The sequence below is a fragment of the Salipaludibacillus sp. CUR1 genome (genome assembly GCF_021028955.1).
Lineage (GTDB): Bacteria > Bacillota > Bacilli > Bacillales > Salisediminibacteriaceae > Salipaludibacillus.
The window spans coordinates 1-22,313 of the sequence record NZ_JAIWPE010000031.1 but is presented as its reverse complement, the minus strand read 5'-3'; the positions used below and the strand labels follow the sequence as shown (position 1 = coordinate 22,313).

Here is a 22,313-nt window from a genome sequence, read left to right as displayed (position 1 = left end):
TTGTTTATTACGTTTTTAGTTTAACTACTGTAAAATGAACTTATTCAACACGCAGAAATGAAACCAGCAATTAAAAAAGGAGAGCATGAGCATAATGACTAAAGAAACAGAAAAAGTAGCCCTCATTACCGGAAGCAGCCGGGGAATAGGAAGAGAAATTGCATTGAAACTTGCGGAAAAAGGGTACCACATAGTCGTAAACTATGCGAGAAGCAGAACAAAAGCAGAAGAAACGGCAGAAGAAATCCGTCGTCTTGGCCAGAAAGCGCTGACTGTAAAAGCTAATATTGCAAAAAAAGACAAAGTAGAGGATATGTTCCGGCAGATTGACGAAGAATTCGGCAGGCTCGATATACTTGTCAATAATGCGGCTTCAGGAGTGCTTCGCCCGCTAATGGAAGTGGAAGAGAGCCACTGGGACTGGACAATGAACATCAATAATAAAGCCATGCTCTTTTGTTCGCAAAAGGCAGCAGAACGAATGATAAATCAAGGATCAGGCGGTGCGATTGTGAGTCTGAGTTCATTAGGAGCGGAGAGATACTTGCCAAATTATACAACTGTTGGAGTATCGAAGGCGGCAGTCGAAGCACTGACCCGTTATCTCGCTGTTGAACTGGCCCCTTACAATATTCGTGTCAATGCTGTATCAGGCGGAGCTGTAGATACGGACGCCCTGACGCATTTTCCGAACCGGGAGGAATTACTGGAAGATGCCAGCCGGCGGACGCCTGCGGGAAAAATGGTCGAACCGGAAGATTTAGCAAATGCCGCTGTGTTTTTACTGTCAGAAGAAGCCAGTATGATCCGCGGCCAGACCATAATTGTAGATGGAGGAATTTCACTTTTAACGTAATTATTACAGCATAGTGCGCAGGATATTCTTTTTTTCGGCTGGTTATATTAACTCATGTGGAGGTGATAAACATGAGAAACAACCAGCAGCAAAACCAATCCAGAACAAACGTCTCCCGAGTAAGACAGCAAAATCAGCAGTCTGCCCAGGGACAGAGCTACGAGTTCGCAAGTGAAACTGATGCTCAGCAGGTAAGGCAGCAAAACCAGCAGTCTCAGCAGGGTATCCAACAACAACAGCAGCAACAGCCAAACGCTTCCAGCACAAATACTCAACAAGTAAGACAGCAAAATCAGCAATCTGCCCAGGGACAGAGCTATGAGTTTGCAAGTGAAACTGATGCTCAGCAGGTGAGACAGCAAAACCAGCAGTCTCAGCAGGGTATCCAACAACAACAGCTGCAACAGCAGCAGCGTCAACGCTAAATTTTAAAAGTGCTTTATAGTATTTAAAAAAGGTGATTCTGGTGGACCTGCCGTTCTGCCGAATCACCTTTTATATTTAAAGGTACCTTAGTTTTCCATCTGCATCCGGCAGCAAACTGATTTATTAAGCAAGTCAGGCAATTGAAGGGTTTCTATTCATTTTAAAATACTGCAAACAATAGTATAATAAATATGATAGGAAATAATCGCCTGTTGGGCGGTGAATCGAGTGTCTGGAAATTATCATCCGGTTACTAAACATGCAGGGAGGCAAAAAATGAAATTTGGACGTAAACGGAAGGAGAAAAAGCAGAAGGCAGAACAGGAAGAGAGTGTAAAAATCATACAGGCCACATTGGAAGATGTACGCTCAGCGGTGAGCCGTTATACTAAAGACTTAGGAGCAGGTATATCTCTTCGCAGTATCATTTTGGATACCCATGAAATTGATTTCGAAATTCTGCATAAATATCTTGGCGGAAAACCGGACAGGCCTTTTTATATGTCTAAAGAAACGTTTGAAATTTTTGAGGAACCTGATTATCCAAAATATATTGATCAATGCCAGATCGCCTGTGACCAGTATTTTCTGGAAACAGGAGAAGAGCCTGTAATACCTGGAGACCGTACTAAAAAAATCAGCTATTTCAAACTGCAAAACTATCTTATCGATAAACCTCCCTTCGATTTGTATTTAGACCGTTATGACCGGATGGTCACCCATCGTAAACAGACTGATTAGTTAAAGAAGAGCATTACTTTTTTGTCCTGTTACGGTGGGATTTGAAAGTACAGAGAAAGGAGCAGCATTGTGGATTTCCCTAAAGTAGGCAGCAACATTGAAGTTCAGAGTTACAAACATAATGGGCAACTCCATCGTGTCTGGGAAGAAACCATTATATTAAAGGGAACGACTCAGGAAGTCATTGGCGGAAATGACCGGATTTTAGTGCAGGAATCCGATGGCCGGCAGTGGAGAACAAGAGAGCCGGCCATTTGTTATTTTACCGCACATCACTGGTTTAACGTGATTGGCATGATCCGCAATGATGGTATTTACTATTATTGCAACCTGGGCACGCCCTTTACTTATGATTCAGAAGCGTTAAAATATATTGATTACGACCTGGACATTAAAGTGTTTCCCGATATGACTTATAAATTGCTGGATGAAGATGAGTTTGCCTTACATAAAAAACAAATGAATTACCCTGATGCAGTAGAAGTTATACTGCGAAGAACTGTCGATGAGCTTGTATCGTGGGTCAGTCAGCAGAAAGGCCCGTTCGAGCCAGGTTTTATCGAATACTGGTATGAACGTTTTTTACAGCACCGTTAAATGTGCGCGGCAGCAAATCAGTGTAAGAGAGCGGTCCCGGAAACAGGAAGGACTGCCTCTTTTTTGTTTAAGCAATTTAAACAGCTGAGGTGAGACGAATAATAGAACAAAGTTTATCTCGTTTCAGGCCGCCTTAAGCAAGGGGATGTTAGTTTTGGACAGCATAAAACGATATATGAAGTTTGTTAAACCATACTGGAAAGAAATTATTATTACTGTCATCATCGGGATGTTAAAGTTTGGTATTCCACTGATCATACCGCTTATTCTAAAATATGTCATAGATGATATCATTGGGGCTGACGGGATGACAGCTAATGAACAGCTGAATGAGCTGTACTGGCTTATGGGGATTGTCCTTTTCGTCTTTGTGGTGTTCCGTCCTCCAATAGAATACTACCGTCAGTATTTCGCCCAATGGACAGGGAATAAGATTTTATATGATATCCGTGACCAGCTTTTTAGCCATTTGCAAAAATTAAGTTTAAAGTTTTATTCAAACAGAAAATCCGGAGAAATTATTTCTAGAGTCATCCACGACGTCGAACAAACAAAGAATTTTATCATCACCGGGATGATGAACATCTGGCTCGATTTATTTACGATTGTCGTAGCGATCATCATCATGCTGACAATGGATGTATGGCTAACTTTAATTGCGGTTTCCCTTCTCCCTTTCTACGGTCTCGCTATAAAATATTTTTACAGCAGATTACGTTATTTAACACGAAGGCGTTCCCAGGCTCTTGCAGAGGTTCAGGGGCACTTGCACGAACGGCTTCATGGGATGAATGTGATTCGAAGCTTTGCTCTTGAAGATTATGAACAAAAGCAATTTGATGAACAAAATGGAAATTTTTTAACAAAAGCTGTAGACCATACGAAGTGGAATGCCAAAACATTTGCAGTAGTGAACACCATCACCGATATTGCTCCCGTACTTGTTATCGGAGTCGCAGGTGCCATGGTTATTCAAACAGGTTTGACGATCGGAACAATGGTCGCTTTTGTCACATACATGGACCGGCTCTACAATCCGCTGCGCCGCCTGGTTAATTCATCCACCACCCTGACACAGTCTGTTGCTTCGATGGACAGGGTGTTTGAACTTGTAGATGAAGAATATGATATAAAAGACAAAGAGGGGGCAGTCCCTTACTCATACCCTCAAGGAGAAGTCATTTTTGACAATGTAAGCTTCAGTTACAATGAAGGTGAAACTATTCTTAAGAACCTGGATTTCCGGGTTGAACGCGGAGAAACTGTAGCCATCGTCGGAATGAGCGGCGGGGGTAAAAGTACGATTATGAGTCTGATTCCGCGGTTTTATGATGTGACCAGCGGCCGTATTCTTATAGACGGGAAAGATGTACGCGAGTACCAGGCACGCACCTTGCGTGACAGAATCGGCATGGTTTTTCAAGACAACATCATTTTCAGTGATTCAGTTATGTTCAATATCCGTATGGGGAATCCGGAAGCCACAGATGAAGAAGTTTATGCCGCCGCCCGTGCTGCAAACGCCCATCATTTTATTCAGGACCTGCCGGAAGGCTACCATACAAATATTGGTGAACGCGGCGTTAAGCTCTCAGGCGGCCAAAAACAGCGTGTGGCTATCGCGCGTGTATTCTTAAAAAGCCCTGAAATCCTCATCTTTGATGAAGCAACCAGCTCGCTCGACTTGGAAAGCGAAAGCCTTATCCAGCAATCTCTTTTCCAGCTGGCAGAAGACAGAACAACTTTTATCGTCGCCCACAGGCTATCCACAATCACCCATGCCGATAAAATTCTCGTCATAATTGATGGCGAACTCGCAGAAATGGGCAGCCACGACGAACTTATAAAAAAACAAGGCGCTTACTACAACCTCTTCCAAGTCCAGCAGCTGAATTAAAACTTGAGCCCCTTCAAATATGAAGGGGCTTTTTGTATGGGAATTCTGCAGTCTGATGCTCGGGGCAGAGGGAGGAAGGTGAATGGGAAGATTGGAAGGTGGAGTGGAAACGTAGAGTGGGTGTTACGTAGGTGCTGCCGCAGTAACAGTCAGGTATCACCCACCAGTGGAGCACAGAGAAAACAGGAGAAAAACTGAGGAAAGAGGAGCGTTATGGGAGTGGGTGATACGTAGGTGCTACCGCAGTAACAGCCAGGTAACACCCACCAGCGGGGCACAGAGAAAACAGGAGAAAAACTGAGGAAAGAGGAGCGTATAGGGAGTGGGTGATACGTAGGTGCTACCTCAGTAACAGTCAAGTAACACCCACCAGCGGGGCACTTTTAATTGCGACGAGCAAGCGAAGTGGCACAGGAGCACTCACCACCTACGGCGCAGAAACACCAACCAACGAAAAACTCCCCCGGCATCAAACAATGCCGGGGCCCTCTTAAATATACTAAAACATTTCGCGTTCTCTGATTTTCACTTCGTTATCTTCTGTGTGGTAGGTGAAGAAGCCGTCTACAAGGCGGTCCAGGTGTTCGAGCTCTTCGCTGTATTCGATGATCAGGCCAATAACAGGGAGGAAGTGGACCCAATCGTCGGTAGTTATTTGATCATCATTGTGATAGGTCATGAAGACATTAATGAGCTGATGTTTTCCTTCATTAACTTCATCGTAAAAATCCTCGGTCGACTGCGGTTTAACCTTGCCGGCGTATTTGAGCAGGATCCGCTCGTGGTAATTAGTTAAATAATCCAGCTGGAGCTGAAGAAGCTGATCCATTTCGTCGGGAAGCTGGTTGACCACATTATCGTTTTTACTTAAGCTTTTCAGTATATCTTTAGCTTTCTTCGTGCTGCTGATCATTTGCCTGAATAGGACGACTTTGCGCATCCTCGAATATTCGCTTTTTCTGAAATAGTTTCTTTCCTCTTTATAGAGGTTAAAAACATTTTCCAGTTTTAAAACAGAATCGCGGATTTTTTTCATGTCCTGTTTCAAGGTCTGGTAATCCACTTCATGGTGAAGAATCAGACGGATCCACTGAATGATCTGGTCGTTGGCATCTGTGACTTTATGGTAGAGGATGTTTTCGTGTTTGGGCGGCAGAAAGATCATATTTACAATAAATGCCGAAAATACACCAATCATAATCAGTACAAACCTGTTAGCCGCGAAGTTCACAAAGTCATCTGTCGGGCTGCCCATTATAATAATGGCGGTGACGACAGCTAAAGGAATAATTGATTCTTTTTTCAGCTTAATATGAATGGCAATAATAAGCAGGACGACGGCCCCTATTACAAACGGCTGGTGGCCGAATGCAAGGACAAACACTATCGCCAGGAGGGCACTGATAATATTAGCCTGTACCTGATCCCAAATGAGTACAAGGCTTTTATGAACGGAGGGCTGAACAGCAAAAAAAGCAGCTAACGCTCCGTAGACAGGCGTTTCAAAACCGAGCCACATAGCGGCATAGAGTGCAAATGTGACAGCGACGCCAGTTTTAAAAATACGGGCTCCAAGCCTCATGATTTCAAATTCCTTTCTTTCTGGTTAATTATAATAATAAAATAATATCTTATATACGGAAGTACTATACACCTGTTTTTCACAAACATCAAGAAGTAAAACTGTTTTTTTATACTTTAAGAAAGTTTAACTCATTTGGCAGTTTAAAGTATCGAAAAAAATTATAGGCTGCCCCCATTATCTGACCGCAGCCAAGCTTTTCTAATAAAATACTCACACAGCCTGTAAAGTAAGAAAAAAGGATGATCTTCTAAGGAAACTTAGAGATCATCCTTTTAATAAGAACGAAGAATACAAAAGCAGTTATTCTGTAGAGACAGCCGGATCAGCCTGCTGTTTCACTGGTGTGACTTGTCTGAAGTTAGCAGCAGGATCTTCTAATAATTTATCCACTAATGCCACCTCTTCAGCCTGGTTTAATTGGGCAAGTTCATTTTTGTAAACAGTCAGAAGTTCTGTCACATCTTTGAGCCCCGTTTCTGACAGTGGCTCGATTGCAACTTTCGCCCCTTTAGCAATTCGGCTGTTTAATGTCTGTTCGTCAAGTCCTGCTGCAGGATCGTGGCGAAGGTAAACGGCACCGCCGGTCATACCTGCACACATCCATGGGCCAGGATCGCCCATGACAAGACCTCTTCCGTTGGTCATATACTCGAAGGCAAACCCTTTTATATTCGCGTGAACGCCCGTGTTATACTGCCTTCCTTGCTTAAGCGGGGTTTTAACCCGTCCGCCAAAGATCATATCAGCTCCGGAAAGACGGATACCTGCACGGGAATCGGCATCACCCTGAATGATAAACGTCCCTTTTTGTGCACCGTAACCGGCTCCTTTACCGACAGACCCGTTGATGAGCTGGCCATTAACTCCTTTAGTTTTAAAAACTTTAAAGGAACCGCCGAATGATGTTTTTCCGACGCCGTCCTGGGCTCCTCCGGTAATATGAATATTAACGCCGTCACTGTTATAAGCGCCAAGGCCATTGCCGAGAATAGAGCCTTTCGTGTAACGCAGATCTATTTCAGGAAGTGTACGGTAGGAGCCATCCAATTTTCCGCGTACCCGGTGACAGGAGACACGGCTTCCAAGAATACGCTGTTCTGCTGTTACGGCCTCAAACTCTCTCGAAGCCGTAAGCTCTGACACATTGCCGTCAAGGTACTCAAATTCCGCCCCTACAGCTACAGCAAGCTGCTGTTCTTCTGCTTCTTCCATCGCTTTGGCAGGCTCAAACGGTGCGAGGTCCTGTTCAGGCAATGTAGAAAGAAGGTCGGTTAAGTCGAGATTGTCATGTCCGCGGGTCTGCTCAAGCAGATCGGCACGGCCGACAATGTCCTGTGTACGGTCAAAGCCAAGTGAAGCAGTTAACGCCTTCAGCTCTTTTCCAAAGGCCGAGAACATCGTCATCAGACCCTGTACCGCTAAATCGTATTCACGCGGTACAAATCGTCGAAGGCCATGGTCTTTTGCCTGGGCTTCTGATTCAATTTGAGTGGCAATACCGACATGACATGTGTCAAGGTGACAGCCGCGGCAGGCAGTACAGCCGACTGCAATCATTGAAAGTGTCCCAAATCCGATACGGTTGGCACCTAACAGCATAAGTTTAATGGCGTCCTGTACACTTTTTACACCGCCGTCGGCCCAGATTTCCACCTTATGGCGAAGACCTGCTTCAAGAAGGGCAAAGTGAGCAGCTTTAACACCGATTTCCGCTGGAAGGCCAACATGCTGAAGGGCATGTACTCTCGCTGCTCCAGTCCCGCCGTCGAATCCGCTCAAGGTAATAAAGTCGGCGCCCGCTTTGGCAATACCTACAGCGATCGTACCGATGTTAGGTACAATAGGGACTTTAACGGCTACTTTCGCCTGGTCGTTTGCTGTTTTAATTTCAGTGATCATCTGCGCCAAATCTTCAATTGAGTAAATATCATGGTTGTTAGATGGCGAGATCAAGTCAGAACCGGTGGTAGCATTTCGTGCTGCCGCTACTTTATCTGTTACTTTTGAACCTGGAAGGTGTCCGCCTTCACCCGGCTTGGCACCCTGTCCGATTTTAATTTCAAGCAAATTAGATGAATTCAACAGCTCAACGTTGACACCGAAACGCCCGGAAGCGATCTGCTGGCCGCGGGTGTTTGGATATTTGCCGAGCATATCTTTAATTTCGCCGCCTTCACCGTTGAAACTGATCATGTTCATACGGTCCGCTGCTTCCGCATACGCCCTGAAAGCAACTTCATTTTGAGACCCGAAAGACATGGAACTGATCATAAACGGCAGGTCGTGATTAGCTACTCCGATATCAACCTTCTCCGGCTCGAGGTCCGAATCCACCAATTTTAAATCTGTATAATGGCGGATAGTAGTCGGGTTCTTAGTTTCCTGCTCAGCTATTTTATCTCCGAATTCTTTATACTCTATTTTCCCGGAAGCGAGGTCACCGAGAGACTTCCAGATACGCGGGAAGATATGGAACGTCTTTCCCGGTCTTGCTTTTTCGCTATTGAAGTCTTCTTTGCGGGCAAGACTGTCTTCCTTCATTTGAGTATAGTTGTAGCTGACATCTTTACTTGCCAGATAGTTAACGATATTTAAGTGAGAAGCGATTTCTTCATTCAAACCGATTGACGAGAACAGCCGGCCATAGCCGCGCAATTCATGAATACCGATAGTGGAAATTATTTTTTCAAGGCCTTTATTTAACGCACTGTAAAGCTTCACAGCCGGTTGAGCGTTATCTTCAGTGACAGTTGCAAACATGATATATGGATTAACAAGGTCTGCGCCTAATCCGAAGACCACTGCTATATCATGAAGCGTCCTGATGCTTCCGGACCTTAACACTAATGAACAGCCACGCCGCATTTCTTTCAAGGTCAGCCCCTGGTCGACTGCCGAGACGGCTAAATGCGGATCGATCCAGTACGCGTTCTCTTCGTGGGTGCCGTAATCATCAAGCACAATCAATGTTTTCCCTGACTCAATAGCTTTTGCAGTATCGTCAGTGAGACGCTGTAATGCCTCGTCAACTTCTTCATCTTCAAAACGGACAAGGCGAAGCTTTTTAACTTCACTGTTAGTTTCATAGTATTCGAGAATTCCTTCATAGGAAGGATGATTAAACTCTTTTTGAAGCCCTTTCCCGGCGATTCCTTCTGTTACGATAGGAGAATCGAGCTGGGTGACTGTCTTCAAATCTTTCTCCTGGAAAAGCCCAGGACGTCTGCCGATAACAACGCGTGTGGAGAAGTGCTCCATTTCACGGTCTCTGTCAATCGCCGGATTGGTCACAACAGCTACGCTTTCTTTAATAAAGTCAGCCACGTTTTTACGGCCCGGGTGCATGGCAGCCAGCGGAGCATCATGGCCGAGTGAACGGATCGGCTCCACCCCTTTTTCAGCCATCTGCTCAATTAACTGGATATGTTCGCGGTCCCAGCCGTTAGCAGCATAAACAGTCGGTTTAACATTCTGCTGGAAAAGGACAGTTTCAGGTGATTCATTCCATTCTGTAGCCAGACGCTTTCGGGCATTTTTCACAGGCAGCTTTTCAGCCATCCTGCTGTAAACCTCTTCCTGAAGCTCATCATGCCACAAAACCTCGATCGTCCCCTGGTCGTTACGGCTTAAAGCCACTTTTTCCCCCGGAGCAAAAGGTTTAGGTTCAGACATATACTGGTCTGAAGTGAAAAGTCCTTGCTCTGAAGCAAAAATGTAACTCGTTTCCGTTTCAAGCATCCAGACAGGACGCAGGCCGAGAGAATCCACACTAAATACACATTCGTTTCCATGACGGGATATAATTCCTGCCGGGCCCTGTGCAAAATGGCCCCATGCTTCACGGATATAAGTGTAAAGGTCTTTCAGGTGATCCGGATAATGTTTAATTTCATTCACAATCGGCGGGAATATTACTTCCATCGTTTCAAATAAAGAGAGAGTATGCCTGGAAGTAAACGTATCTATGACCCTGTTTAAATCCTGGGAGTCACTTCCGCCTTCAACAAGCGGCACTCCAACCATATTTGCTTCGTCGCGGAGTTTAGCAATCGTATTAATTTCCCCGTTATGGCCAAGCACACTGAAGGGCTGGACACGGAAAAAATTAGACAGCGTATTCGTAGAATAACGGTTGTGCCCTAAAGTGGTTGCCGATGCAACAAGCGGGTCAGCAAGGTCAGCATAGTATTCAGGAAGAACATCGCCTGCGCCCATCACTTTATACACCGCATTGTCACTGCTTAAAGAAGCAACATGGACAGCAAGGTTTTTCTCACACTCAAGTGTTAAGTCAAACAAAGTGGAGCGGAGGGTATTAGAATCTTCCATGTTTTCCGCAACTAAAGCGACCTGCCAAAAAAGCGGCTCCGCTTTTTTAGCTATAGGTCCAAGTGCTTCACGGTCTGTCTGATCTGTACTTTCAAAAATCAGGCTGAATCCTTTCGTTCTGAAAAGATCTTTCATTTCTTGTTGAAATTTACTTGTTTCCTCAGTCTTTTCAATAAATAAATGGCCAACAACAAATGAAGGAGAGTCAACCAGCGATGGATCCACCTGGACTTCCTCAAGTTTCTTTTTCCAGAGAGCTCGCGGAAGGTCGATATGAATACCTACACCGTCACCTTCTTCATTAATAAAACCTGCACGGTGATTCATTTTAACGAGTGCCTGAATCGTGTCGTCGATGTTTTTCTTAGTTGGAATATTTTCTTTCTCGATAAATGATACGATTCCGCAACTATCGTGCTCTTCTTGCAGCGCTCCGCGGAAGCGCTCGATTTCTTTGGATACTTTCCTCATAAATGCCGGTCAAAAGTCGACCTCCACCTCCTGTAAAAATAAATCAACTGCCCTCTGACAGATAATCTGACACGCCGAGACAGAAAAAGGCCTGGATCTCAGAATTGTCAGAATTATATCTTACTTTACCACTTTTTTAAAATGAAATCAATTAATTATACAAAATAAAGAATAATTTATTCAATTGTTAGAAGGGAGGAATGCAGAGGGGAAGATAGGAAAACGCTTTTGGAAGCGTTTTCAAGAGGGTGTACATGAAAAAAGAGCGGAATTATAAAATCCCGCTCTTTTACACAATGTATATTTATGCATTGTTCCAGTTTGAAAATACTTCGTCGACAATTTCTGATGTCTTTCGAACATCTTCTTTTGTATGGGCTGTTGTCAGAAACCACGCTTCGTACTTTGATGGAGCAAGGTTTACGCCGCGTTTTAACATTTCTTTAAAGAAGTAGGCGAACATCTCGCCGTTGCTGTTCTCAGCATCTTCATAATTCGAAACTTCGTCAATATCAAAGTAAATGGTGAGAGCTCCTTTCAATCGGTTGACTGTGACAGGAATATTATGCTTATCCGCCGCATTTCTTATCCCTGCTTCCAATTGCTCGCCAAGTTGGTCCAAATTTTCATAAACATTCGGTTCCTTTAATACTTCCAAACAGGCGATTCCCGCTTTGATGGACGCTGGGTTCCCAGCCATCGTACCGGCCTGGTAAGCAGGCCCGAGCGGTGAGACCTCTTCCATTATAGCCCGCTTTCCGCCGTAAGCTCCAATTGGAAGACCCCCTCCGATTATTTTTCCCAGAGCGGTAAGGTCAGGTTCGACGCCTAAAAGGTTCTGTGCTCCACCGTACATGAATCGGAAGGCGGTGATGACTTCATCATAGATCACTAACGCGCCGGCTTCGTGTGCAAGATCATTGACGGCCTCAAGAAAACCAGACTTAGGCTCAACAATCCCGAAGTTTCCGACAATCGGTTCGACCAGCACGCCGGCTATATCGTCACCCCAGTAATCCAAGGCTTCTTTAAAGGCCTCAATATCGTTAAAAGGAACAGTAATGACTTCTTTCGCGATGCTTTCAGTGACACCGGCAGAGTCGGGATTGCCAGTAGTTGACGGGCCTGATCCGGCGGCCACAAGAACCAGATCAGAATGGCCGTGGTAGCATCCGGCAAATTTAATTATCTTATCGCGCCCTGTATAGGCTCTAGCCACCCGGATAGTAGTCATGACAGCTTCCGTGCCCGAATTAACAAACCTTACGCGCTCCAAAGACGGAATAGCTTCCTTGAGCATTCCTGCAAACGTATTTTCATGAACTGTGGGCGTGCCGTAAAGAACACCGTCTTCAGCCGCTTCCTGAATGGCCTTTGTGATATGGGGATGAGCATGCCCGGTGATGATCGGACCGTAGGCAGCCAGGTAATCAATATAATGGTTTCCGTCTTCATCCCAAAAATACGCGCCCTTCGCTTTCTTCATAAAAACAGGGGTGCCTCCACCCACACCTTTATATGCCCGCGACGGACTGTTAACGCCGCCAAGAATGACATCCTGGGCCTCTTTATACAGCTGTTCAGATCTTTCAAATGCCATAGTTATGTACCTCCTGTAAATGTTCATTATGTCACGTGTGATTGTAACACGAAATAGAGAGGTAGGTGCTACCGGTGTAGCACCTACAAATGTATCAGGAAGGTATCGAGAGGAAACGGAAGGATAAGAAAGTTAAAAAAGAGTTACAGAGAGGTAGGTGCTACCGGTGTAGCACTCAACACCTGCGACGAGCAAGCGAAAGCGGCGCAGGAGCACCAACAAATGTATCAGGAAGAAATGAAGAGGATTGGTATGCACACGAGTGGGTGATACGCAGGTGCTGCACGAGTAACAGTCAAGTAACACCCACAAACGTCGCACAGAGAAAAAGGAAGCTGAAAGGAGTAAGAAGAAGGAGCACACGAGTGGGTGATACGCAGGTGCTGCACGAGTAACAGTCAAGTAACACCCACGAACGTCACACAGAGAAAATAGAAGCTACAAGGAGTAAGATGAAGGAGCGAACGAGTGGGTGATACGCAGGTGCTGCACGAGTAACACCCACCTCTAACCCCACCCCAAACCACACCCACCTCCCTACGTACAAACATGTCCTATTTTCTTCTTTGTTTTCATATAGTCAAACAGGGGTGATGATATGGAGAGCCTCCTGATAGTTGCTGCTATTGCAGCTTCGTTTATGGGAATAGGAATTAGTCTGAATCTGCTTATTAAAAAACAGCCAGTTAACCACCGGCGGGTTTCTATCCGGCATTTCATTGTGCTTATATTTGTCTACGCAAATGTGATGGTGGGCTTTGGGGTGCTTTATATAGCGCTCGAATTGCTTGGGGTTCACGTTTTGAAAGAAAGCGACGGTTTGCAGACGGATTCGTTTTTGCATTTAGTTGAGGATGTCCTTTATTTCAGTGCGGTCACATTATTGACAGTTGGTTATGGAGATATTACTCCTCAGGGAGTTGGCCGGTGGATCGCCATGATTCAGGCACTGATCGGATACTTGCTGCCGGCGGCTTTTGTGGTCACAACATTTTTCCATCATGATGAACGCCCTTCTAAATATCCGGAACGTTTGTAGCTCTTATTAAAATCCGGTATGATAATAAGGACAAACGATGAAGGAGGATGGATGATGACCATTGCTATTGGAGACCAGGTACCAGATCTAACATTAAAAGCAAACAGCGGGAAGGAAACTTCTCTTTCAGATTACCGCGGGAAGTATGTGGTTCTTTATTTTTATCCGAAAGACATGACGCCGGGCTGTACAACCGAAGCATGTGATTTCAGAGACAATTATGAAAGTTTTAAAGAACTGGATGCCGTGATTCTGGGAGTTAGTCCTGACCCGGTAAAGCGCCATGAAAAATTTATTGAAAAGCATGACCTTCCGTTTGAACTGCTCGCTGATGAGGAGAATGAACTGGCTGAGGAGTTTGGGGTATGGAAATTAAAGAAAAACTTCGGTAAAGAATATATGGGGATTGAGAGATCCACTTTTGTTATTGATAAAGATGGGAAATTAATGAATGAGTGGCGAAAAGTACGGGTGAAAGGGCACGTGGAAGAAGCTTTGGAATACCTGCGCGAAAACACTCAATAATTACAGCTGATTAGAATCCACCTGCCGCCTGGTTCAAACACAGGCGGCTTTTTATATGCCTGCATGTCCTGCTTCCCATTCATCCCGCCTTATTCCCATCCAGCCAGCTTTTAAAAAACCGACCGAACATTAAAAAACATTTCAGCTGAAAAATTCATTTCCGACTTAAGTAGGAACGGTCACATTTTGCCTCAATTAATCACCACTGGTCATTTTCTGCGCCTTCTTCAGGAAACTTCACTCCCAGTTCCGCTTCCAGAAAAGTTTCAGCTGTTTCTCTGTCTGAACTCCTCATTAATTCGCCTTCGGAAGAGACAATGACATATTCAGAAGGCTCGTCCATCTCCAAATAGTCGATAACCTGGTCGTTTGGCATATAGCGGACATCTAAATACACGTCTTTGTCATGATGCAGGCTTTCTGACAGGAGCATCAATCTGCGCCAATAAGCATCGTCGTACGACTCCTCTTTTATAAAGTAAATAAATCGGTTATCTTCCGGTTTAATAAAACTGATATAATCGCTGCTTGAGTAAGGTTCTATGTAAATTTTTTCAGCTTTCACAATTGGCAGAAGGGCGTTTTGATAAGAAATATGATGGGAGGCCTCTGTCCACTTCCGCTCAAATTCAGTTCCTACTTCCACTTTCATCCGCTGGTTTGCGTATTCGAAAGGATAGGTGCCTTCTGCCGGATGGATTTCTTCGCTGGATGCAGCGTCTAAAAATTGGGTCTCATCTGTTACGTTCAGCAGGTAAGCTTCCGTTTTATAGGCATTCAAGTCTATATCCCGGTCATTGTACAAATAGGTATAGTCTTTTCCCGCAAAAGTATCCTCCACAAAAAACATTAATAAGCCGAGCTCAGGGTAGCTGCCGAAAGCATACCGGCCTTCAATTACTTGAACTTTCTCGTTATTATCTTCTACTCCCCCGCAAGCGCCGGCAGTTAAAATCATTAACAGCCATGGCACTAAAATAAACCGTTTCATAACTAAACAGATCTCCTTCAGTTGTTTAATAGCTCGCGCCAGCCTGTATCTCCTTCCCGGGGAATTCCCATGCCTTTACGGTTTTGAAAGAAATCGTGGATATCATTCCACTGGCTGGTTTTTAATTTCATCCCTTTCTTTGAAAGGATCAGGTAGGCAGGCTGGTCATTTACGTTTAAAAAGTCAGTAAAGTAACCGGGGTTTCCGTGTCTGATATCTATAAACAGATGGTGACGCACCTCATGATGTGCCGCATACTCGTTTAAAATTCCTAAATACTCCCTGTCAAAAGAGTCGTCAAATAAAAATAATATATAATGGTCTTCAATTAAAGGAGAGTGGACGTCAATGAAATCTTCCTTAGTATAAGAATAGGAAAATATCTTTTCAGCTGTATAAACGGGCAGAAGTCTCGTTTCATGGAATATATGCCTGTCGTATGCCTGTATCCGGGGCTTAAACTCTTCCGCTGTTTTTACAGACACTTTCTGATTTGGCCAGTGGAACGGTAAGGTTACTTCTGAATAAGTCATTTCCTGACCTGTTTCAGCATCGGCAAAAATGGTGTCTTTACTGATATGAATCCGGTAAGCTTCTGCTTTATAGTCTGCAGGAAGATCATAGGGAAGGCTCGGGATATACTTATAAACATTTCCTGACAAGTTATCTTCCGCAAACAGCATGAACGCCCCGTCTATAGAAGATGTGTGCATGTATCTTCCATGAATATCGTAATCTTCTTCCGTGTGTTCATCTTCACCGTTACAGCCTCCAGATAACAGTAATATAAGCAAAACGGCAGCTGGTTTAAAAACTGGCCAGAGGTTAACCATCGTTTTTCTCGCCGAAAACGCGAAGCCATTCTACCGCTTCGTCCTGGTCACCGGTAGTCTTTATATCGCCGTCGCCGGTCGTAAATAAGTAAGTGGGTTCATAGCTGAAATCAAGTTCTTCAACATCAAAATAGGCCTCATGAAGATACATACCGCTGACGGAATAATCCCTTACAGATAAATTTAACTCTCTTTTTTCCCGTAACTCATTAATCTGCTTCATAATCGGAACTTCTGATGTGACCGGATAGGCCTCTTTATCCAACACAGTTATAGCTGCTTTTCCTTTTTCAGGGCTGTGAAGCTTTTTTACATCAGACAGAGTCATATCATGAATGAAAATTTCGTTTGCAGTATAGACGGGATTCAGAGCTAAAATATCCTCATAATCTGTGCTTTTCTTTTGCATGAGAGGGGAGAAGTCTTCTTTAAAATTAATTTCTATTTCATTGCCTACGTACAAAGAATCTTCTGGCAGTTCTTTATAAGACTGGGCGTTTTCAAAGTTACTATGATAGATAGCCGTGTCTTCAGTCAGTGCAATTAAATAAATCTCTGTTTCGTAGTCATTATCTAAACCTCTCATATTCTGGAAACTGATATGGTCAGAAAATGAATCTTTTACAAACAAGTGGAAATAGCCAGCCGGAAAATTAGTGCTGATGGCCTGTCCTTTGACATCAGCCTGAAACTCTTCTTCATCAGTCATTTCTGAGCATCCCGCCAGACTGGCTATTAAAAGCAGGCCCCCGGCGACCGCTGTTTTTTTCATCACTCACTCATCCTCCCGGTGTTTTAAATAGTCTGCCACTTCCCGCCAGTCATTTGACATGATTTCTTTCCCTTCGTGACTGAGAACTAAATGAGTGACGGGATCTAACGCTAACTCTTCCTCTAACGGATTTCCGGAATGAAGGTAAAAGCTTTCCCATGTCATCCGCTCCCTTTCTCCTAAATGCTCTCTTAATTCTTCATTAGCCTCAGAGGTAAAAGCTAAATCTTCTTCATTTTTATAAAAAGTAAATATACTTAGCCTTGAGTCATTTAAAGGCGAGTTAAAGGTGATGAAATCGTCCAAAGTATAAGGGGAAAGTTCGATTTTATCAGCTGTATAAACAGGAAGGAAACGTGGCTGGTACCGTAAATAGCGATTCAGTTCAGTCCATTCTTCTTCCCATGGCTCCTTCGTATGAATGGCGACTCTCCGGTTTGAAAGGAATAAATACGGAAGATCCTCAACTTCGCCTGCAGTCATAGTGCTGCCATCAGCATCACTGATTTCTGTCGAGGGGGTGAGGTGAACCCTGTAGGCGTTAGCTTCATAATCACTCCGCAAGTGCCTGTTAACATCGTTTTTAACTGATTCCCCGCCGAGAGTGTCTTCCTTTAAAACAAGCAGAACATCGTATTTATCGGGAGGACCTGTGACGCGGCCTGAAAAATCCGCTATTTCTTCCTGCTCCTGCGAGCATCCTATCAATAAAATAGAAATAACTAACAAAACCCACATTTTCCCCGCACCTCCTTAGTAAAATTTTAACATGTATGCGGGAGGAAAGGGGGGCACCCTCTTCAATAATTATTCCATCCCACCGTACATATAAAAAATTAAAACAAATTTCAATTAACCTTTGGTAAACTTATAAAAGGATGAGCGAAAAGAACGGGAGATGGACGCAATGAAGCAGATAATGCCATTTATTTTAATTGGTTTAATCGTTGCAGGGGTTATGTTTTTCATGCGCGATGATTACGAAGAACCGTTTCGGCCTGAATTAAGTGATGAAGTAACTGAAAGTCACTGGACAGCGACATTTTTTATAAATGATATTGGAAGTGACAGTGCTGAAACCGGACTGAGGCTTGAATCCAATAATGAGCAAATGACTAGTGAAGAAATCACAGCCATTGAATTTTTTGCCGAAACCGATGTGGGCGGATTCTTTTATCAGGACCTGGAACTTGAAGACTTTAATGGTGTCCTTCTGCACGAAGAAGCATGTGAGGCATGCGGACAGATAGAAGGGGAAACCGTCCAGGCTTCAGCGGTCGTAAACTGGCGGGAGAGCGGGGAAACAAAAACAGAACATTTTAATTTTCGTGTGTTAATAAATTAATGCCGTTTTCTGGGGGAAAATCTAATCATAACTGTCTGTATTGAATACTATATTGCAAGTCGGCTGTTCCTCCTTACAGACTGACTCAAGAATGGGACGGAGCTCAGCTCCGTCTTTTCTATTTGAAAGGAGCCATGAAGTGTTCCCACTTTATCGCCTATGTTAATATAATAGGTAATAAATGAATGCGGGGAGGAAAAAGCTCGTATGATGGTAGTCACTTCAGCTAAAATACGCAGAGATCTGAGACATCATTTAAAGCATACTTATCCTGACATCGATTTTCGTTTTCATACTCATATGAATGAAGTAAATGAAGATCTTAAAATAGCAGACATACTTATTACTTACGGGGAGGATTTAACTGACTCTCATATCGACTCGGCTCAGAACCTTAAATGGATTATGGTTATTTCGGCCGGCCTTGATCGAATGCCATTGAAAGCGATCGGGAAGAGAGGGATTACCGTTACCAGTGCAAGAGGAATCCATGCAGTTCCAATGGGGGAATTTGCGTTAGCTATGATGCTTCAAACCGCAAAACAAAGTAAAGCCCTTATTAAAAATGAACAGTCCGGCACGTGGGACCGGTCGCCCCGTATGACTGAATTACATGGCAAAACACTTGGTTTACTGGGGACAGGGGCTATTGGGAGGGAAATAGCCCGGCTTGCGAAAGCATTTAACATGACAGTAATAGGCCTGAACCGCAGTGGACAACAAGTTGATCATGTTGACCGGATTGTCACCTCTGACCAATTACCGCTTGTTCTTAAAGAAGCCGATTTTATAGTATCTGTCCTTCCTAAAGTAAAAGAAACCGATCAGTTATTTACAGAAAAGGAATTTAAGCTGATGAAAGAGGATGCCATCCTTATTAATATGGGTCGCGGCAACATAATTAATGAAACAGATTTATTGAACGCTTTAAAGGAAGAAGAATTTCAGCATGCTGTTCTCGATGTTTTCAATGAAGAGCCTTTACCTGAAGGTCATCCGTTCTGGAGTGAGAAAAGAATTACGGTAACGCCGCATATATCTGCTATTACTCCTCAGTATCAGCCGCGGGCACTGGAGATTTTTGAACATAACCTGAAAGTGTACAGGGGAACTAAAGCCGATTATATCAACCTGGTTGACCCGCAAAAAGGATACTAGCCTGAAGGGGATGAGATAATGAAACTGATGATTTGCGTAGTTCAGAACAGGTACCGCGACGCGATGGAAGAAGGTCTGAAAAGTAAAAGCTACAGAATGACAGAGTTAGCCAGCAGCGGAGGTTTTATGAAGCGGGGCAGCACCACGTTTTTGATAGGTATATCAGAAGAAGATATCGGAAATTTACAGGAAACTATGAGAGATATCTGCCTGGCATATGAAAAGAAAAAGGGTAAGTCTAAAGAAACAGCTGGCCGGTATACGTCATTTTTAATAGATGTAAAAGACAGCTTGCCTTTCTTTCAGCAAAAATAGGAGTTTACAGAGTTTGGTAAGTTACTGAATTTTGTATGACAATTAATTAAACATAATACATTAGATATGTTGTTTTTATTGACAGTAATTGTGAGTATTAGGTATACTGATTGTAAATATTATAAAGTAATAATGCTTACTTGTAGCTTATAATTATCCTATTTGGAAATAATCAGACAGTAAGTTTCAAGCAGAAGAGGTGAAATCAATGGAAAATCAACGACTTCAAGAGGCTTTGCATTCATTAAAAAATACAAAAGTTCGAATGACACCTCAACGTCATGCGATTTTGGAGTTCCTTTTCAGTGCCCGTACACATCCGACTGCGGATGATATTTACAAAGCACTTGAAGGGAAATTTCCGAATATGAGTGTGGCGACTGTGTACAACAACCTGCGTGTGTTTAAAGAAGTCGGGTTGGTTAGGGAGTTAACTTACGGGGACTCTTCGAGCAGATTTGACAGTAATACGTCTGATCATTACCATGTGATTTGCGATGAGTGCGGCAAAATAGTTGACTTTCATTATCCAGGTCTGGATGAAGTGGAAACTCTTGCCGAGCATGTAACCGGGTTTAACGTATTTAATCACCGTATGGAGATCTACGGCACATGTACCGATTGCCAAAATAACAAAAAACATTAATTTAAGCCTGGAGCTTTGAGCTTCCGGCTTTATTTTTTTTGAGGGCTTTCAAGTATGTTTTTTATAGACGGCTGCCAAACTAAAAGGCAAAGGGACTCAGTCTCCTTTGCCTTTTTTACGATTATATTTCTCATCAAATTCTTTGCCTTCGAGAGATTTGTCCAGAGTCAGCGGCTCATTGCAGTACATACATGCATCGACCCGGCCCAGCATTTTTGTATATTTGCCGCATTCGGGGCATTGGACCTGGACTGTCTTTGAAGAGAGCATCCCGATCCAGAAGTAAATCACTGTACTTGCGATGATTGCTAAAAAGCCCAGTAACATAAATAAAGTCATAGCAATCGGGCTTGTTTGAAAGAATAAGCCTAAATACATAATAACGATCCCGGCAAATATCAGCACCAGCGCAAACGTTCTGATTTTATTAATTTTATTAGAATATTTCACACCCATATAAAACGCCTCCTGAGGAAAAATTATATCACAATCGTGAATCGGAGAATAGATAACAATTACCGATGACTTAATGAAAGTTTATTAATAATAAAAGAGGGATTTTAAGCAAGGCGTCGAAAAGAAGAAAAGAGGTTTGCCGCTTACAGAGGGGATGGTTGAGCGGAAAGGCCTTGTGGGTCAGTGACTCCTATGAGTCCACTTAAGAGGTAAGAGGAGGATTAAATGAATGGATGATCTATTACGGCAATTATATCAGGACCGCACGAGTGATAAACACACATTAGGCATATTGTTCACAGAAAAAAGGAGGAACGATGATGCCAATACAGATTATTTTGATGTTGTCCTGCTTGTTATATTAGATGAAAGCAAGCCTAATTGGGAAATTAAACATTATGAATATACCGGCTATAAAGTAGCGATGCATTTAGTCAATACAACACAGCTGCATGACTGGCTGCTGAACAGTTCAAACCGTCGTGTAGTGGATTGGCTTGTAAACGGCAGACTGCTTTACGACCGTAATGAATATATGAAGGGTTTCAGAAAACAAATGATGGAATTTCCATACGAGGAGCGGCAAATAAAGATTGGGGTAGAATTTTCGAAGTTAATCCGCCGCTTTAAAGATGGGAAGGCTCTCTTTTACGAAGGTCACTACCTTGACTCGTACAATCAGATCGTACACGCCCTTCATCATCTTGCAAGGTTATCTGTCATTGAACACGGGTTTTATCCGGAAGTCACAGTTTGGCAGCAGGTAAAAAAAATCGAGCCTGAAATACATAAACTATACTCTGAACTTGTAACCGGAGCGGAGTCGATAGAAAAAAGGCTCGAGCTTCTAATTATTGCAAATGAATTTGAACTGATGACAAAAACAAAGATGGGAAGTGCCCATCTGATCGATTTAATGCAGTCGAAACAGACACCGTGGACGATACAGGAACTGAAAGAACAATTACAAATACATGATTATTCTCTTGATTTAAGTATTCTGGTGGAGTATTTGGTTCAAAAAGGCTACATAGATGTAGTGAAAGAGGAAACGAAAGGAAAATCGATTTATCACCGCCAGTACGTACCGAGCCGTTCTTTAATATAAATGTCTGATTGGGAATTCGGCAGCAGTAGGGGCCGGATTCTTTTTATTACTCCTGACAATTATTTATTGTTGATATAAAATAATATTTCCGACTTCGTCGAGACTGCAGTGTTGTGAAAGTCGCAAAGAGGCTGGCGAAACATTGAAGGGTTTATCTCCAGGAGAGAGGTAGAGACAGGGAAAATTAATAGTGAGTATGAGATGGGCAATTATATAATGAAGGGAAAGGCTTTCGTAAGAAGGTTTTTGAGACGTTAATTTTATTGTATAATGGAAGGAGTCTGCAGGAGAAGAAAACATTGAATAGTTGAGCTTGCGCAGTTTTATTGTTTTTATACACTTTTTTTAAAAAAAGGGTTGCTTTCTTAATTTAAATCATGGTATATTATTTCTTGTCGCTGCAGAGCGGCTACAGCAGCTCACAAAAAACTTTTAAAAAAATGTTGACTAATGAGTTTGTTGGGTGTTATACTTAAAAAGTCGCTAAAAAACGACTTTGAGTGTTTTGACCTTTGAAAACTAAACAAAAAGCCAAGCGAAGAGGGATATTTAAATATCCCGTCAATGAATTATTTTTATTTTGATGTCAGAGACATCGAACTCTTTTATGGAGAGTTTGATCC

The 22,313-nt window shown here is 43.2% G+C and carries 20 protein-coding genes; 12 read left to right on the top strand and 8 right to left on the bottom strand.

The genetic code is table 11. The features are described 5' to 3' along the window. Positions 1–94: 94 nt before the first annotated feature. The 5 genes from fabL (at position 95) to K8O68_RS07290 (ending at position 4,517) form a co-directional block, all read left to right on the top strand. Entirely contained in the window at positions 95–856 is a 762-nt protein-coding gene (gene fabL / locus K8O68_RS07310) for an enoyl-[acyl-carrier-protein] reductase FabL (protein WP_230896269.1), read from the top strand. Positions 857–927: 71 nt separating this feature from the next. Beyond that, positions 928–1,281, top strand: coding sequence for a gamma-type small acid-soluble spore protein (locus tag K8O68_RS07305; RefSeq protein ID WP_230896268.1), 354 nt, complete (start codon positions 928–930; stop codon positions 1,279–1,281). Between the two features lie 277 nt (positions 1,282–1,558). Beyond that, complete coding sequence (locus K8O68_RS07300) at positions 1,559–2,023, top strand: DUF3939 domain-containing protein (protein WP_230896267.1); 465 nt, start codon at positions 1,559–1,561, stop codon at positions 2,021–2,023. Positions 2,024–2,092: 69 nt separating this feature from the next. Further along, positions 2,093–2,620 carry a nucleoside tri-diphosphate phosphatase gene (gene ntdP, locus K8O68_RS07295; protein WP_093049332.1) on the top strand — a complete coding sequence of 176 codons (528 nt, stop codon included), beginning with the start codon at positions 2,093–2,095 and terminating at the stop codon, positions 2,618–2,620. Positions 2,621–2,774: 154 nt separating this feature from the next. Beyond that, on the top strand, positions 2,775–4,517 hold the full coding sequence (locus tag K8O68_RS07290; RefSeq protein WP_304618967.1) for an ABC transporter ATP-binding protein: 1,743 nt from the start codon (positions 2,775–2,777) through the stop codon (positions 4,515–4,517). A 499-nt stretch (positions 4,518–5,016) separates the two neighbouring features. Here K8O68_RS07290 and K8O68_RS07285 read toward each other — a convergent pair whose 3' ends face one another. The 3 genes from K8O68_RS07285 to K8O68_RS07275 form a co-directional block, all read right to left on the bottom strand. Continuing rightward, entirely contained in the window at positions 5,017–6,099 is a 1,083-nt protein-coding gene (locus K8O68_RS07285; protein ID WP_230896265.1) for an FUSC family protein, read from the bottom strand. A 303-nt stretch (positions 6,100–6,402) separates the two neighbouring features. Beyond that, positions 6,403–10,902 (bottom strand): glutamate synthase-related protein, encoded by a 4,500-nt coding sequence (locus tag K8O68_RS07280; RefSeq protein ID WP_230896264.1) that lies wholly within the window; start codon positions 10,900–10,902, stop codon positions 6,403–6,405. A 304-nt stretch (positions 10,903–11,206) separates the two neighbouring features. Continuing rightward, on the bottom strand, positions 11,207–12,502 hold the full coding sequence (locus K8O68_RS07275; RefSeq protein WP_235788443.1) for a glutamate-1-semialdehyde 2,1-aminomutase: 1,296 nt from the start codon (positions 12,500–12,502) through the stop codon (positions 11,207–11,209). A gap of 598 nt (positions 12,503–13,100) precedes the next feature. Between K8O68_RS07275 and K8O68_RS07270 the strand changes: the two genes are divergently transcribed. Further along, positions 13,101–13,541, top strand: a complete 441-nt coding sequence (locus K8O68_RS07270) for a potassium channel family protein (protein WP_230896263.1) — start codon at positions 13,101–13,103, stop codon at positions 13,539–13,541. Between the two features lie 54 nt (positions 13,542–13,595). Beyond that, a complete protein-coding gene (gene bcp, locus K8O68_RS07265; RefSeq protein ID WP_230896301.1) occupies positions 13,596–14,066 on the top strand; it encodes a thioredoxin-dependent thiol peroxidase in 471 nt (156 codons plus the stop codon). Positions 14,067–14,265: 199 nt separating this feature from the next. Here the strand turns inward: bcp and K8O68_RS07260 are convergent, their stop codons facing one another. Genes K8O68_RS07260 through K8O68_RS07245 form a run of 4 tightly spaced genes read right to left on the bottom strand, consistent with a single transcriptional unit; the run spans position 14,266 to position 17,400 of the window. Continuing rightward, entirely contained in the window at positions 14,266–15,057 is a 792-nt protein-coding gene (locus K8O68_RS07260) for a hypothetical protein (protein WP_230896262.1), read from the bottom strand. A gap of 17 nt (positions 15,058–15,074) precedes the next feature. After that, positions 15,075–15,890 carry a hypothetical protein gene (locus K8O68_RS07255; protein ID WP_230896261.1) on the bottom strand — a complete coding sequence of 272 codons (816 nt, stop codon included), beginning with the start codon at positions 15,888–15,890 and terminating at the stop codon, positions 15,075–15,077. After that, positions 15,883–16,665: a hypothetical protein gene (locus K8O68_RS07250; protein WP_230896260.1), complete on the bottom strand. Its 783-nt coding sequence runs from the start codon at positions 16,663–16,665 to the stop codon at positions 15,883–15,885. Before K8O68_RS07250 ends, K8O68_RS07255 begins: the two co-directional genes overlap by 8 nt. Beyond that, positions 16,666–17,400 (bottom strand): hypothetical protein, encoded by a 735-nt coding sequence (locus tag K8O68_RS07245; protein WP_230896259.1) that lies wholly within the window; start codon positions 17,398–17,400, stop codon positions 16,666–16,668. It abuts the gene before it with no gap. 169 nt (positions 17,401–17,569) lie between these two features. Here K8O68_RS07245 and K8O68_RS07240 point away from each other — a divergent pair, with 169 nt between their 5' ends. The 4 genes from K8O68_RS07240 to perR all read left to right on the top strand — a co-directional run bounded on the left by K8O68_RS07240 (position 17,570) and on the right by perR (position 20,126). Beyond that, on the top strand, positions 17,570–18,007 hold the full coding sequence (locus tag K8O68_RS07240; protein WP_230896258.1) for a hypothetical protein: 438 nt from the start codon (positions 17,570–17,572) through the stop codon (positions 18,005–18,007). Between the two features lie 207 nt (positions 18,008–18,214). Next, positions 18,215–19,165, top strand: a complete 951-nt coding sequence (locus K8O68_RS07235) for a D-2-hydroxyacid dehydrogenase (RefSeq protein ID WP_230896257.1) — start codon at positions 18,215–18,217, stop codon at positions 19,163–19,165. An 18-nt stretch (positions 19,166–19,183) separates the two neighbouring features. Continuing rightward, positions 19,184–19,480, top strand: a complete 297-nt coding sequence (locus K8O68_RS07230; protein WP_230896256.1) for a cyclic-di-AMP receptor — start codon at positions 19,184–19,186, stop codon at positions 19,478–19,480. A gap of 208 nt (positions 19,481–19,688) precedes the next feature. After that, the gene (gene perR / locus K8O68_RS07225; RefSeq protein ID WP_230896255.1) at positions 19,689–20,126 is read left to right on the top strand and encodes a peroxide-responsive transcriptional repressor PerR; all 438 of its coding nucleotides are present in this window, start codon (positions 19,689–19,691) and stop codon (positions 20,124–20,126) included. A 96-nt stretch (positions 20,127–20,222) separates the two neighbouring features. On the opposite strand, the gene K8O68_RS07220 is transcribed toward perR, so the two are convergent. Continuing rightward, on the bottom strand, positions 20,223–20,582 hold the full coding sequence (locus tag K8O68_RS07220; protein ID WP_093049385.1) for a YgzB family protein: 360 nt from the start codon (positions 20,580–20,582) through the stop codon (positions 20,223–20,225). A 229-nt stretch (positions 20,583–20,811) separates the two neighbouring features. Here K8O68_RS07220 and K8O68_RS07215 point away from each other — a divergent pair, with 229 nt between their 5' ends. Then, positions 20,812–21,690 (top strand): nucleotidyltransferase-like protein, encoded by an 879-nt coding sequence (locus K8O68_RS07215; RefSeq protein WP_230896254.1) that lies wholly within the window; start codon positions 20,812–20,814, stop codon positions 21,688–21,690. The last annotated feature ends 623 nt before the right edge of the window (positions 21,691–22,313 follow it).